Here is a 13,484-nt window from a genome sequence, read left to right as displayed (position 1 = left end):
TTTCAGGCTAAACGAATTGAGGACCGACTATGAGCAAGCTGAAGAGCCCGGGACGAACTGTTCGCAGGCCGTCAAGTTGACCGCGATATGATCACTCTGTGTGCGCCCGTACCTGCTTGCAGGTTCGCGGGATCGACAACATAACATTCGATCCCGCGAGCCTGCAAAGCATGATAGAGCCAGAACGCGTCCTGGCCCGCCTCGGAGCTTACGACGCTTCGAAGTTCGGCTGGCAACGCCCATTTCTGCCGACGCTGTTCAATCAGCGACAGCATCGCCTGCAGGCAGGATAGGATGCGGCCTGTGGTCTGCGTGACCGTATGTACGGCCAACTGATCGCGGCGGCCATCATGTAACCCGACTTTCCACTTCGCCATTGCCAGCTCAAGCGACACCGCCAGTATAACTTCCTCGGCGGATCGCTTGGAAACCTGTTGTGCACGCACGATGCTCTCCTTTGAGCAAGCGTTGACGAGTTGATTTTACGGATAAACGCCGATCAGGATTTGGCAGATCCAGTACCTTTACAACATCGTGGAGCAGGACCATCGCGCAATCAAGCCCATCATCGGGCCTATGATGGGCTTCAAGGATTTCCGTTGCGCGCGCATCATCCTGTCCGGCATTGAGTCGATGCACATCTTCGCAGAGGGCGGATGTTAACCCTGTCATCCGTCGCGGAAGATAAAGCTATACGCGCTCAACGCCGGCACGCCGCCCAGATGCGCATACAGCACCTTCGAGCCTTCGGGAAATTCGCCGCGCCGTACCTTGTCGATCATCCCGTGCATCGACTTGCCTTCGTACACGGGATCGGTCATGACGCCTTCGAGCCGCGCGCACAGACGAATCGCTTCCAGCGTGCCTTCGTTCGGCAGGCCGTATTCGGGACCTCCATAGCGCGTATCGAGCACGACATCCTGCGCGGTGATGTCGCGGCCCAGATCGACCTTTTCCGCCGTGTGCTTTGCGATACGCGTGATCTGCTCGCGCGTCTGCTCGGGCTTCGCCGACGCATCGATGCCGATCACGCGATCCGCGCGCCCATCCGCCGCGAAGCCGACGATCATGCCCGCCTGCGTGCTGCCCGTCACCGAGCACACAACGATGTAGTCGAATCTGAAACCAAGCTCGGCTTCCTGCTGACGTACTTCCTCCGCGAACCCCACGAAGCCCAGACCGCCGAGCGGATGTTCCGAGCAGCCGGCGGGAATCGGATACGGCTTGCCCCCCGCGGCGCGCACGCTGTCGAGCGCTTCTTCCCAGCTTTTGCGAATGCCGATGTCGAAGCCGTCGGGCGCGAGCCGCACATCGGCGCCCATGATGCGAGACATCTGGATATTGCCGACGCGGTCGTACACGGCGTCGCAGTAGTTGACCCAGTTCTCCTGCACGAGCACGCACTTCATGCCTAGATGCGCGGCGACGGCGGCGACCTGGCGCGTCTGGTTCGACTGAATGCCGCCGATCGACACGAGCGTATCGCAGCCTTGCGCGAGCGCATCGGGGATCAGGTATTCGAGCTTGCGCGTCTTGTTGCCGCCGAACGCAAGGCCGCTGTTGCAGTCCTCGCGTTTCGCGTAAAGCTCGACCTTGCCGCCGAGATGCTGCGAGAGCCGCTTGAGCGGCTGGATCGGCGTCGGTCCGAAGGTGAGCGGGTAGCGCGTGAATCGTTGCAGGTTCATCGTGGCTCCGTGTAAGTGATTTTGCGCGTTCATGGTATGAGGCCAGTTCAAAAATGTGACGCTGCTCGTTTGAAAATGTTCCCGCAGACGAGCGAGCAAGCAAATTTGAAGAATGCTTCGTGAATATCGCTACGACGATTGAAGCGGATACGAAGACGCTGGGAATTTGTGAAGCCACAAGTGAGTGAGTCCGTCCGTTCTACCATTCACGGGCTCGCGATGTGTGTCGGAGTCGTAGCCGCGATCGCCGTAAATTCCCTTGGGCTTGCGAAGTGAGGTTCTTTCGAGTTAACAAGACCTAATCTAGTGAGCGCTGATCCTTGCACGCTGCCTTCTCTAGCATTCGATCTTCCCTCATGGTCGAATGCTTACGAACCAAATGGCGACTTTCGCACATGGGCGGTTCGCATGAAAACATGCATTGACGATACCAATCCGGCTGACAGCGTTGCGCTATGTCCGCAGCAAGCGATAGCACATTCACTGGGAATCGGCCCATCGTTCAACCTAGCTGCGCGGGCCGGGTTTATCTGCGGGCAGCGTGATGACAGGTTCGCCGTGTCTTAAGGGGGAGCACCGGGTTGATCCCGTAGAAAGTCGCTGGTGCAGTTGTGCACCAACATCTCGGTATTGAACCTAAGTCGGCATAACCTATGCTTTGAAAGCATTTCGGCAAAATCGGATAACAAATTGCGGCAGGGTTCCTGACGACGGCTTGCAATTCGTACCCGCTCCAGCAGGTTAAAAAAGTATATGACACTCAAAATATTATACAGGACAACGAATTATGTGCAATGGTTTCGCAAAGTCGGTCTGTGTAGCTATGTTCGGCGCGTGCTCACTCGCTCAGGCACAAAATAGCGTGACTCCGTACGGAGTTCTCGACGAAGGGATCATGTACCAAAGCAACCTTGCCGACGGAAAGAGGGTTTCGCTTGATTCGCTTGCCGGTGTCATGGGAAGTCGGTGGGGCGTGACCGGTGTCGAGGACCTTGGCGGCGCTTTACATGCGATTTTCACCCTTGAGTCGGGTGTGAACTTAAATAACGGTCAGGCTGCTCAGGGCGGCCTGTTGTTTGGTCGTCAGGCCTTCGTCGGTGTCAAACGCGACAACTGGGGTGGCCTGACATTTGGACGTCAATACGATATGATCTTCTACTTCACCGAGCCACTCACTGCCGAAGCGCTTGTGGGAGGTGCGCCGGCCGGGCACCCAGGGGACGTGGACAATGCGTGCAACACAGTTCGACTGAATAACTCAGTACGATACATGAGCCCTGACATCCGCGGCGTGAACTTCGGGGGGGCGTATAGCTTTGGTGGCGTTGCCGGTAATTTCACATCTACCAGCGGCTATTCCGTAGGTGCCGGGTACACGAATGGGCCATTAAAACTGGGGGCAGCATTCGAGTATTTTAAGAACCCCACCGCAGCGCCAGGCACAGGCTTTTTTACAGCCTATGGGAATGGTGTTTCTCCTCTTCAGGGTGCCCTGAACAAGGGATATGTTTCCGCTAAAGCTTACCAGTCGGCAGTCGTAGGAGCCAATTACGCGATCGGCCCGGTTATCTTGGCAGCTTCGTTCTCCAACGTGCAATACGCAAATCTCGGCCCGTCGCTCGCAGAGGGAACGGCAATATTCAACAATTACGACGTCGGAATAATGTATCGTTTCAACCCAGATTGGACTCTCGCTGCATCATATGACTATTTGCACTCGAATGGCGTTCAAAACGCTGCCGGCCACATAGTCGGGAACCAGCATTTCAATCAGGTAACGATTTCGACCAACTACTTCCTGTCCAAACGCATCGATGTTTATTTCGGAATTGGTTGGCAGCAAGCATCGGGAACATCGTCTCTCGGAACGCCCGCTGTTGCCAGCATCGCCAACATGAACGATTCATCCAACAATCGCCAGATCCTTGCTCGCGCTGCCATCCGTCACAAGTTCTGATTTGTGGCTAAGCCCGCCTCATTACCCGAAGAGTAGATCACTCCCTCGCGGTAATCCTCAACGGCACTGTCAGGTTGCTGGAGAGGTGACGGTAGAATGAAGGAATGTAGAAGACGAAATCGCTTTATCATGGCCACCGCTTCCCTGCGGTCGCAGCAAATCGCTTCTTTCAGCGGATGCTGCGCTCTAACCCGGTGCCGCGCACAATCGTTACCGACCAACTACGCAGTTATCCTGCCGGCAAAGGCCGATATACCTGAACTCGCTCAGGGGTTTTGTCGCGATAACGAATGCCTGCCGACAGCAGCGCTCAAAGGACATCCTCGTCGCTCAGCCGACCCGCCTCTTCGCGGCCCCGGTCGACGGTGACCAAACGCACATTCCCATCCGCTTGCAGTTCCAGCACCCGGGTGTGATACGGGAGCAGCGACGGTCGATGCCCGACACTCACGCAGGTCATGCCGCGCAGGGCGAGCAGCCGGTACAGCCGCGCTTCCGTTGCCACGTCGACCGCACTCGTTGCTTCGTCCAGGCAAACGTAACGCGCCTGGGCAGCCAGTGCACGCGCGAAGCCTATCCGTTGCTGCTCACCGAGTGACAGCACGCGCGACCAATCGATAACACTGTCAAAGCCACCATGCCGGGCGGCAAGATCAGGCAGTGATACCTCGACCAGGAATGCCTGGAGTTCGCTGTCGGTGAACGCCCGCGCTATCGCCGGATACAGGATCTGCTCGCGCAAGTTACCCAGTAGCATGTACGGCCGTTGTGGCAAGAACAGCACTTCATCGGTGTCCGGCATCGTAATCGTGCCGTTACCCGCGCGCCACAGCCCCGCCATCGCCCGCAACAATGAACTTTTGCCAACTCCGGTCTGCCCCATAATCAGCAGGTGCTCGCCAGCGGAAAGCGTCAGGCACAGGTCCCGCAACAGCGTGCGTTCCCGTCCTGGCGTCTCGACGGTGAGTCGATCGAACCGGATGGCTTGGCCACGATGAAACGTGATCGTGTCGTCCCGACCAGCGCCTTCCTGCTCGACTTCCTGTACTTTTTCAACGATCTGCGCTAGTCGCACCACGTGAGGCGCCGCCGTCGCAAATGTGTGCACGAATCCTGTCATTCGCTGGATCGCGCCCAGCAGCAGCCCTGCGGAAGCGGCGCCCTGGGTCATCGTTCCAAACATAACTTTTCCGCTGAAATACAGTGGCACGAGGACGAGAACCGGCAATAGGGTCCAGATCAAGCCAAGACCGGCCTCTGCGGTATTCACGACGAATTGATATCGCAAGGTCGCCAGTGCGATACCAACCGCCCGTTGCAAGCGTTTCCCGATGCTCGTGCCCTCTGCCTGTTCGCCGCGATACAGAGCAATGGTTTCGGCGTAGTTCCGTACATGCAGGATGCCAAAGCGCAGATCGGCTTGCGCCACGGTCGATTCAAACTGCAAGCGAATAAACGGACGGTACAGCCACCACGTAATGACCGTGGTCGCGGCACCATAGGCGAGCACACCGTAAAAACAACGCTGGCGCAATCGATTTCAGGATCCAGCCCTGAACGGACAATCCCGATCCCGTGTATAGCAAGACCCACGGCAACGTCATGGCCATGCCGCAGAACGGCCCGACTTCCTGCTGGATTCGCTGGTCGATATTATCAACATCGTTGTCCTGCTCGATGCGAAAATACGCACGGCCATTCAGATAACGCCGCACCAAGTCGCGTGTCAGCCACGCGCGCCAGTGCAAGGTCAACCGACTGACTACGAAGTTGAAAAACAGGTTAACCACGCCGCCATTGATGACAAGACCCACCAACGTAAAAATGGTGAACAGGTGCCAGTAAGCCCGATGACGGACATACCCTCTTACTTATCGCGCACGGTCTTTTACGTAATAGGACACCGGCGCATCTACAATTTCGTGAGCCATTCCAGTCACCATTCCCTTGACAGAAGCTTCAGCGGGGGTAAGACGCTCTCTATTATTTTCGCTATAGGTTATTGAGTTTATTTCTTTGCGATCCATATTCGTGCACTGACCGTAAATATCTGACAGCATCACCCTAAGGTCGCCCACATCTTCCCTCATGCGATTCAGCTCATCGGGCCGAAAGCTGCCACCGAAATCCTCGTTCGGCGCATGCAGAAGAAAGTGCGCATCAGGAAAGGAGAGGCGATTCCGGGCACCGCAGAACATCATCGTGGCAGCCGACATTACCTCATCCAGATTAACTGTTATTACCTGCACCCTTGAACTCTGAATTGCGCGGTAAGCAATTTGCCCGGCACTCATGCTTCCGCCTCGGCTATCGATGTAAAGGTATATCGATTTTAGCCTGGGATATTTCACGTTCAGTTCATCCAACGCCGACACCAGGTCATTGGCCTTTTGAAGTGTGACAGTTCCGGTATAAAATATCTTGCTGGTCAATACCTCATCGGGCCGGGCCGGGTCTGGGACAGTTTTTGATAAATCGGCATCAGCCGATTCTGCATAAAAAATGGATAGCAGCAACGCAGCACGGAGAACATTTCCGCGAAAAAAATTCATGCCTTCCTCTTTGCAAGAGAAACACTGGTCAATGAGCCATCATTGATGTCAGCGCCGACGGGCATCAAATGCCAGACGGGGATAACTCCAATTCCTCAAGATCATCGCCGTACATCAGGGTCAGAAAGTTGTATTCTGCATGCGATGCAGAATGAATGCCATTATATCACTGATTGTCAATCGCACAGATATAAAATGTTTTTTTATATCCTAAATATTTTCTGATATTGACCGGTTTGCAAGTGGGATCTAATGAGTTCGCTCTCGAAAAAACGAATCCCTTACTGAGAGTTTAAGATTCGCTACCGCACCTATCCATGCACTCTGTGAGAGACGATGAGCGCGCAAACGAGGTTTCAGCAATACATCGAACATCTGGCTGGCGGCCTGGTCATGCGGACCGCCGGGGTTTTGTCGCGATAACGACGGCGGGCCAAACATGGCTGCACTTACATAGTATTGCTTACATTACCAGCGAGTAGAACTGCTCGGCAACCGTTCGGTCGAGACCGTCGTCTTCCATCTGCTCCTTGCGGATCATATGCATTACTTCGATGCCCCAGAGAATGATGCGCGCACACCGAAAATTCTTGAAGCCCATCATCGGTCTGATGATGCGTTTGATCGCTCGATGATCCTGCTCGACTATGTTGTTCAGGTATTTGTTCTGCCGGATCCTGATCGGTGTTTCGCGCTCTGCGTTAATGGCTTCGAGTGACGCCAGATTCTGGCTTCGAGTGCCGCCAGATTCGCGCCGCTCTTGTCCACGGTGATCGTTTCGGGCGCACCGTTTTGATCAATTGCCTTCTCGAAGTAGCGGCGCGCAGCGACCTTGTCACGATGGGCACGCAGCAGGAAATCGACCGTGTTGCCACGCCTGTCGACAGCGCGGTACAGGTATTTTCCATTGGCCTTTGACCTTGACGTAGGTCTCGTCCATCCTCCAGCTCTTGCCCACCGGTCGCTTGTGGCGGCGGAACACCTTCTCAAACAGCGGCACGAGCTTGATGACCCAACGGTGTACGCTCGAATGATCGACCTCGATGCCGCGCTCCGCTATCATCTACTCGAGATTTCGCAGGCTCAACGAGTAAGCCACATACCAGCGTACGCACAGCAGGATCACGTCCAGCGGATAGTGCACTCGCTTGAAAACCTTGCCGATGCCCGGCGGCAAAGCCTTGCGCGGTGTCTTCGTCTTACCCATGCCGCTCGTCATTCATGATCGAACGCCAATTCTAACCTGGGCGCGTTAGTGCGACAGAACCTGCGTGTCGCCCCCGTGAAAGCGATACCTTCTGGTTGACGGCTCTTGATGGTCGTGAGAATCGCCATCCAGTTCGTTGTCTTGTCGGTGCCAAATTCACGTGCGACTACGTTGCCTCCGGCAGCCTTGACTGACTTTTCGATCTCATCGGCAAGACCTTGACCGTACGCCGTGCGGTCGTCGACGATGGCAACCTTGTGCGCGCCAAGATCGTGGACCAGATACGCGCCGATGACCGAACCCTGTCTCACATCATTCGCAACCGTACGGAACACGTTCGTGAAGCCTTGCTGCGTGAGCTTGGGATTGGTTGCCGATTCGGTGATCATCGGGACGCCTGCATCCGAGTAGATTTTGGAAGCAGGTATCGATGTCCCGGAGTTCGCATGGCCAACTACACCCGCCACACCGTCGTCCACCAGTTTCTGCGCGACGGTCACCGCCGTCCTGGGATCGGCCGCGTCGTCCTGCGAGTCGAGCACGAATGTCACGCTTTGCCCGCCAATGCGAATCTTTCTGTTGTTCAGATCTTCGATCGCGAGCCGCACACCGTTCTCGTCGTCCTTTCCGATGTGGGAGAGTTCGCCAGTCAGAGGAGAAACCTGCCCGATTTTTACCGTCAGATCTGCATGAGCCGCGAGAGGTTGCAGGGCAAGCGTCAGGGACGCAAGGCAAATCAGTGGCCGGGATAGTTGCATGGTCGTACTCACGATAGGTTGGCTGGGGAACGGATCGACAGAATCCGCGACCCGTTGGGCTCGGCAACACTGCGCTCGCCGTGTAACCATCGTAATGACGCGGCACAGTAGCCAAAATCAGCCGCGAGGACCTTTCTGCAAATTTCGATCGGGATGCGGACACTTTTCGATAATTTTTATCGATGCCTCCTCTCCGGGCAGCCTGATCCTTTGCCCTATCGAAGATAACCCGTTGCCATGGATCGTCGTTAGCGCACGTCGCGCGTCTTCCCCATGGTCAGGACCATCCGGAACTTGACGCCGCCGCGCTTCATCCTCTGATAGGCGGCGAACGCATTCTCCAGCGGCATCGTCTCGATCATCGGGCGCACGCCGATCGAAATCAGGCCCGTGCTACGGGCAAGCATCATTTCGGCATAGCCACCCTCGCACGAAGCGCCGACGATCGGCTGGTTCTGGCAGAGCTGGAACTGGCCGCGGCGACATTGAGGGCATTCGTTGCAGTGTCCGCCGAGACGGCCCACGCCAACGCGTTGGCCGATCTTCCAGATCGATGGCGTCCCCGCTCCAATGGCAGCAATGCGGCCGACAACTTCATGGCCGGGCACGCGGGGCGACTGCAGTGTCGGGGCCGCTCCTTCGATATCACTGACGTCGGCTCCGCAGATGCCGCATGCCTCGACCTCGATCAACACCTGACCGGCGTCCGGTACGGGCATCGGGCGTTCCACCAGTTCAAGAATCCCGGGCTTCGTCGCCTGCATTGCGCGGTAAGTCTTTTTCATCGTCAACTCCTTGTCGTGCTTCGGCCGCCGCAAAGCGCGTCTTGAGGTATCGCGGCGGCCTTCAATGCACGCACCCCGAGGCTTGCCGCCTCGATGGCGCCCGTAACATAGCCCGGAAAGCCGATGATCAGCTTCATTCCCATGAGGTAGATGCCGGCGAGGCAGATACCGACGCCGAAGCGGAAGAGCGCGCCACTCACGAGACCGGTCGACAGCCACGCAAAGCCCACGTTGAACAGCACCGACGACGGCGCTGCAGACGAAGATTCTGCTCGCGCGAAAACGATCGGCGGCGCCGCTCAGCGAGACGATGAATGTGCCGAGGATGAACCCAAGCTGCACCGCACTCGTCAACCAACCGATGTCGGCAGCGCCGATGTGCCAGATTCTCACCAAGTCGCCGGCAGTACTGTTCGCACTGAACCACAGTGCAGTACCGAAGAGTTGGGCGATCGAGATTGCGGCGACCGGGCCTATCCCTTCAATGAGCCGTTTCCGCACGCCGGTCGCCCCGATCATCGATTCGCGATGGGCGCCTGCGCGCTGCGCAACTGGTCGAGCCATCGCTCGTCTCGAGGAGACGGGCGACGATGCAGCCGTTCGTTGAGGATCGCGTGCGCTTTCCCGACCTCGCCGCTTCGCATTAGCGCAACCAGCAAGGTGTCCTCGACGACCTCGCGCTGCGCGCCGCTTCCGCCGATTCGCACGACGTCTCGCGCGACCGGCTCGAGAATCTCTGCGGCGAGCGCGTACTTTGCTTCGGCGAAGGCCAACGACGCGCGGCAGATCGCCGGGACGACGGGGCCAGCCGGAAGCTTGCCTTCGTCGATGAGCCTGTTGAGCTCGGCAACGCGTTCTTCGACGGCTTTGCTGTCGCCCGTCGCCGCGGCGACCAGCGCCATGTGGAAGTCAGCGAACGGAAAGCCCGCTTCCTTGAAGTGATCCGACGCGTACTTCGCTGCGTCGTCCCGCATGCCCACCGGAACCGCGTGGCCGTAGGCCTGCATGCGCCAGAGAAACGACGACGTGTCGCTGACGATGTTGATCGGCGTGCCGAGCGACGCAGCCGGCGCGACATGCTCGTTGTAGATGGCGAGCGCTCGCCCGGTGTCTGCCCGCTCAAGGGCGATGAGCGCGCTATGCCATGCAATGTGGCCGTGAAGCACGCCCGTCTTGCCGTACTCCGGCAGCCAGCCGGTAATCATGTCTTGCGCCTCGTCCTTCGCACCGGACTCGTACAGCACGTGTGCGACGGCGTGCGCCGCATTCACATTGTGTCGCCGCAATTGCAGCGCGCGTTGCGTGAGCGCGCGTCCGAGCTGGAGGTCGCCGTTTTCGCCGTGCGCCCAGCCTCGATAGGTCAGGAACCACCAGTCGTCGGCATCGAAGTGTTTCGCGTGGCGTTCGCACAGGTCGACGCGTGCCTGGTCGTGGTCGGCCATACCGGAAAACGCAAGGAGGCCGAACGCCCCAAGCGGCATTGACAGGATGATGACGTCCCGTGGCCAGCGGTCAGTGTGCGCGAGCGCGGCGGTGAGTGCCCTGGCCGCCTGTCCGTGGATGGCCAGCGACAGCACGTCGACGTGGCTGCGCTCACGTTCCGTCCCGTTACGGGCGACGAGATCGAGCGCCTTCGCGGAATCCAGCGCGGATGTCGGGCAACGCGCGCGCTTCGCTGTTTTTCATCGAAGTAGTCGTGGACGCGCCCGTCTTCTATACATTCTGACCACCAGTCGAAATACTGTCACGAGAAAACCTGGTTTAATGAAAGTCCCGCGTATTGATGCGCGACAGGGCCGGCCGCAGCGGACAGCCGCGCCCGATTGCTAACGAATTTCCGGAGTAACTGATTTATGGGCCGCCCTCGACCGCTACGACCTGCCGCTTTCGACGACTTCCAACCCATCGCCTGCCGATATGAACCGAGCCGCTTGCGTGAAAGCTCGAAAAGCGGCGTATTGACAGTCGCCGTCTGGCCCTTTCGTTGCCAAATGGTGCTGCTGCGAATCGAACCTTTCCATGACATGTGTTTTGATATCGATAGCTATCGATATCGGTGAACAATGCCGACGAACCTGACAAAACTGACGCAATAATTCAAATCCTAACGCTCATCGCGCGCGTAAAATGATGCGAGACTAAAGGCCTCATACAAATTCAGCATGGCACAAACCTTGCATTTATTTGCTTGTCATATAGCGATCAACACTGTCTGTCTTCCTAACCAATTACTGAGAAAAACTTATATGGTTGTTCAACGAACGTCTCTTTTAGCAGCACCTGCGCCTGACATCCCGACTCTCACGCCTCAAGCAGCAGAAAAGGTCGCAGAACTGATCGCGCTGCAAGGCGAAACGCAGATTTACATTCGTCTGTGCGCCGAAGTGCGCGACTTTGACGATATAAAATATTTCATCGTGCTAGATGATTCAGTCGGTCATTCCGACATGAAGGTAAACACGCAGGGCATTACCATATTTATCGATAACGCCAGCTTGAAGTTCCTCGCGGGCGCCCGGATCGACTATGATGAGCGAGCACCCCACCCGTGCTTCGTGATCGATAGCCTGAACGAACAAACGTTTTGCGGTCACAGTAGCGCCTTCTCGACGTGTCCCCGGTGAAGTCGGAATGCGATGAAACGTGCGCGTGATTCGATTGGAGTCGTAGCGGAAACAAACGGTGGTGGTTGCGTCTCTCCCGCTTGAGCGATCTCCATGAAGGCAAGTTCCGGCAGTTCGTACGTGTGCAGCTGATCGTTGACTTCGCGCTCAAACCACTTTGCGCACCTTATGACGAAGACGTCTATGACCTACGCCAAGAAATACGAGGGGGACCACCTCGATCCTGACTTCAGACCTGGAATTCAGTGATCAGATCAATACGTAAGAATCCCTGACGCATTGGGGGCGCTCATATAAATTATTCTGTGCGGCAATCAAGCGACAACCGGCTTTGGCCATGTCCGTACTGTCGATCCAAACTAAACGTGCCGATCGACGTCCGATTTGCGCGTTGCCGCGAGCCGAAATTCAAGCGATTTTTGCTGGTCCTGACCTCTCGACCCCGTTCTGACCACGTCATCACGCGATGCTGCTACCGATGCATAACACCGGCGCACGAGCTGGGGAGATTACGATAATCTCTTGCAGCCAGGTTGCTTTCGGCAGCCGCAGCAGCTTCGTACATCTTCACGGCAAGAACGTAAGGAGCGGTGTTTGCCACTCGGAATCAGCACGGCTGATGCGATCAAGAAATGGATGTTGTGAGCGAAGCGCGATGCCGACGTCGCTATTGTTCACAAATTACCGCAGTGAGAAGTTGACCCGCAACGGCGTCGATTTCATCCTGAACAAAGGCGATCGCCGAAGTGGTGCATACCTACCTTCGTTGTCGAGCGCGCCGACGTGTGCACCTTCTCCAGCAACGCTGCGACTATGCTGTCTTCGCCGTGCAGCGCTGCCACCATCAGCGGCGTCATGCCCTCAATGCTGCGCGAGTGAATGTCCGGGAAGTCGTGGCTCGACAGCCCATGTTGCGAGCGTTGCCCACGTGACATCGTGGCGGCTTGCGCTTTCGTATGGGACAGTGTTGGTGAGCAGTGACATGATGACGCTCCGGCTCAGTGGATAGGCGCCGCCGTCACGCGCGCCCGAAAACGCTGAAATGATACGTCAGACGGGCCTGTTTTCGTTTGGATTGCGAACCGGCCCCATCGCTTCGAGTCCGTCCGCGTAGCTGATCGTGTCAAACGGCAGATCGAAGAGGATCGCGGCGTCGGCGACCGCGTCGAGCTTGCCAGCCGTGTCTTTCCTTTTCAGCTCGCTTTTCTCCAGATGCAGCAGCTCAAGCATCTCGTTGTAGACAGTCGATTCCACAATCGGCAGCACGTAGAACACCGCTCCGTTGTACGGCACCTGATAGCGTCTGGACAGATCGACGTTGTCGCAGAACAGGAAATACTTTCCGCGGGCCGAGAGGGCATTGCCGAGCACTTCCGCGACGTCCCTGAGGTATTCGAAGCTCAATAGCCAACCGGCGAAGAACGGCAGGTCCGGCGCACCGATGTCCGCTACGGCCATGACCTGTTCGCAGGAAAGCTCGGGCGGGCGCGCCTCGTCGGCGAGCCGCGGCCCGAAGCGTAGCGCGAGCTCGCCGCGAAAGCCGATCCGGCGAGGCGCGTTCGTATGTCCCTTGAAGACCGCGTTGAGGAGTCGGCCCTGGTGTTGCAGACGGGTCAACGGGGTTTCATCGAGTTCATGGTGGCTGATCGTGTCCGTCATTAGTATTCCTCTTTGATGGATCTTGCATGCGCGCGGACCGGGCGCTGGTTCGCACATCCTCGGCGGGATGGCCGGGAACTTTGCAACATCCGTACCAATGAATGCCAGGGTCAACGCCGGGCAGGCTATAACGGGCACGCTGCCCGGTGCTGCCCATTTCGTTTGCGACAAAGGGCGCGCGATTTGTCGGGAAGGCGACGTCGCGAACGTCGCAGGCCGCCATTCGGGAGAATCTGGCGGAAACCCGGCCTGGCCAG

General features: G+C 57.3%; 9 protein-coding genes and 7 pseudogenes. 4 read left to right on the top strand and 12 right to left on the bottom strand.

Annotated elements, in window-relative coordinates:
- Positions 1-71: 71 nt before the first annotated feature.
- Entirely contained in the window at positions 72-446 is a 375-nt protein-coding gene (locus AB4Y32_RS34715) for a hypothetical protein (RefSeq protein ID WP_368725629.1), read from the bottom strand.
- A 46-nt stretch (positions 447-492) separates the two neighbouring features.
- Between AB4Y32_RS34715 and AB4Y32_RS34710 the strand changes: the two are divergent.
- Positions 493-663: pseudogene (locus AB4Y32_RS34710) on the top strand (DDE-type integrase/transposase/recombinase); the annotation flags it as partial.
- 5 nt (positions 664-668) lie between these two features.
- On the opposite strand, the gene AB4Y32_RS34705 reads toward AB4Y32_RS34710, so the two are convergent.
- A complete protein-coding gene (locus AB4Y32_RS34705) occupies positions 669-1,685 on the bottom strand; it encodes a 1-aminocyclopropane-1-carboxylate deaminase (protein WP_368725628.1) in 1,017 nt (338 codons plus the stop codon).
- Between the two features lie 47 nt (positions 1,686-1,732).
- Positions 1,733-1,871, bottom strand: a pseudogene (locus tag AB4Y32_RS40770) (IS5/IS1182 family transposase); the annotation flags it as partial.
- A gap of 601 nt (positions 1,872-2,472) precedes the next feature.
- Here AB4Y32_RS40770 and AB4Y32_RS34695 point away from each other — a divergent pair.
- Together AB4Y32_RS34695 and AB4Y32_RS34690 are read left to right on the top strand one after the other, a co-directional pair.
- On the top strand, positions 2,473-3,642 hold the full coding sequence (locus tag AB4Y32_RS34695) for a porin (protein WP_368725627.1): 1,170 nt from the start codon (positions 2,473-2,475) through the stop codon (positions 3,640-3,642).
- Between the two features lie 152 nt (positions 3,643-3,794).
- Positions 3,795-3,909 (top strand): annotated as a pseudogene (locus AB4Y32_RS34690) (IS6 family transposase); the annotation flags it as partial.
- A 43-nt stretch (positions 3,910-3,952) separates the two neighbouring features.
- Here AB4Y32_RS34690 and AB4Y32_RS34685 read toward each other — a convergent pair.
- From AB4Y32_RS34685 to AB4Y32_RS34650, 7 genes and pseudogenes are all read right to left on the bottom strand, one after another.
- On the bottom strand, positions 3,953-5,152 hold the full coding sequence (locus AB4Y32_RS34685; protein WP_368725626.1) for an ABC transporter ATP-binding protein/permease: 1,200 nt from the start codon (positions 5,150-5,152) through the stop codon (positions 3,953-3,955).
- Entirely contained in the window at positions 5,079-5,459 is a 381-nt protein-coding gene (locus AB4Y32_RS34680) for a hypothetical protein (RefSeq protein WP_342945119.1), read from the bottom strand. Before AB4Y32_RS34680 ends, AB4Y32_RS34685 begins: the two co-directional genes overlap by 74 nt.
- A gap of 54 nt (positions 5,460-5,513) precedes the next feature.
- On the bottom strand, positions 5,514-6,194 hold the full coding sequence (locus AB4Y32_RS34675) for an ATP-dependent Clp protease proteolytic subunit (protein WP_342945118.1): 681 nt from the start codon (positions 6,192-6,194) through the stop codon (positions 5,514-5,516).
- A 463-nt stretch (positions 6,195-6,657) separates the two neighbouring features.
- Positions 6,658-7,401, bottom strand: a pseudogene (locus tag AB4Y32_RS34670) (IS6 family transposase).
- Positions 7,402-7,472: 71 nt separating this feature from the next.
- Positions 7,473-8,159: pseudogene (locus AB4Y32_RS34665) on the bottom strand (branched-chain amino acid ABC transporter substrate-binding protein); the annotation flags it as partial.
- 374 nt (positions 8,160-8,533) lie between these two features.
- Positions 8,534-8,944, bottom strand: a pseudogene (locus AB4Y32_RS34660) (alcohol dehydrogenase catalytic domain-containing protein); the annotation flags it as partial.
- Positions 8,945-9,459: 515 nt separating this feature from the next.
- A pseudogene (locus tag AB4Y32_RS34650) lies at positions 9,460-10,581 on the bottom strand (tetratricopeptide repeat protein); the annotation flags it as partial.
- A 525-nt stretch (positions 10,582-11,106) separates the two neighbouring features.
- On the opposite strand from AB4Y32_RS34650, the gene AB4Y32_RS34645 reads away from it, so the two are divergent.
- A complete protein-coding gene (locus tag AB4Y32_RS34645) occupies positions 11,107-11,568 on the top strand; it encodes a HesB/IscA family protein (protein ID WP_368725625.1) in 462 nt (153 codons plus the stop codon).
- A 719-nt stretch (positions 11,569-12,287) separates the two neighbouring features.
- On the opposite strand, the gene AB4Y32_RS34640 is transcribed toward AB4Y32_RS34645, so the two are convergent.
- Together AB4Y32_RS34640 and AB4Y32_RS34635 are read right to left on the bottom strand one after the other, a co-directional pair.
- Positions 12,288-12,425 (bottom strand): hypothetical protein, encoded by a 138-nt coding sequence (locus AB4Y32_RS34640; protein WP_368725624.1) that lies wholly within the window; start codon positions 12,423-12,425, stop codon positions 12,288-12,290.
- A 193-nt stretch (positions 12,426-12,618) separates the two neighbouring features.
- Positions 12,619-13,227 (bottom strand): hypothetical protein, encoded by a 609-nt coding sequence (locus tag AB4Y32_RS34635; protein WP_342937831.1) that lies wholly within the window; start codon positions 13,225-13,227, stop codon positions 12,619-12,621.
- Between the last annotated feature and the right edge of the window lie 257 nt (positions 13,228-13,484).

It is taken from the genome of Paraburkholderia phymatum (genome assembly GCF_040965635.1).
In the GTDB taxonomy this organism is placed as follows: Bacteria; Pseudomonadota; Gammaproteobacteria; order Burkholderiales; family Burkholderiaceae; genus Paraburkholderia; species Paraburkholderia phymatum_B.
The sequence above is the reverse complement of the archived record's forward strand: the minus strand, read 5'-3'. Positions and strand labels throughout refer to the sequence as shown.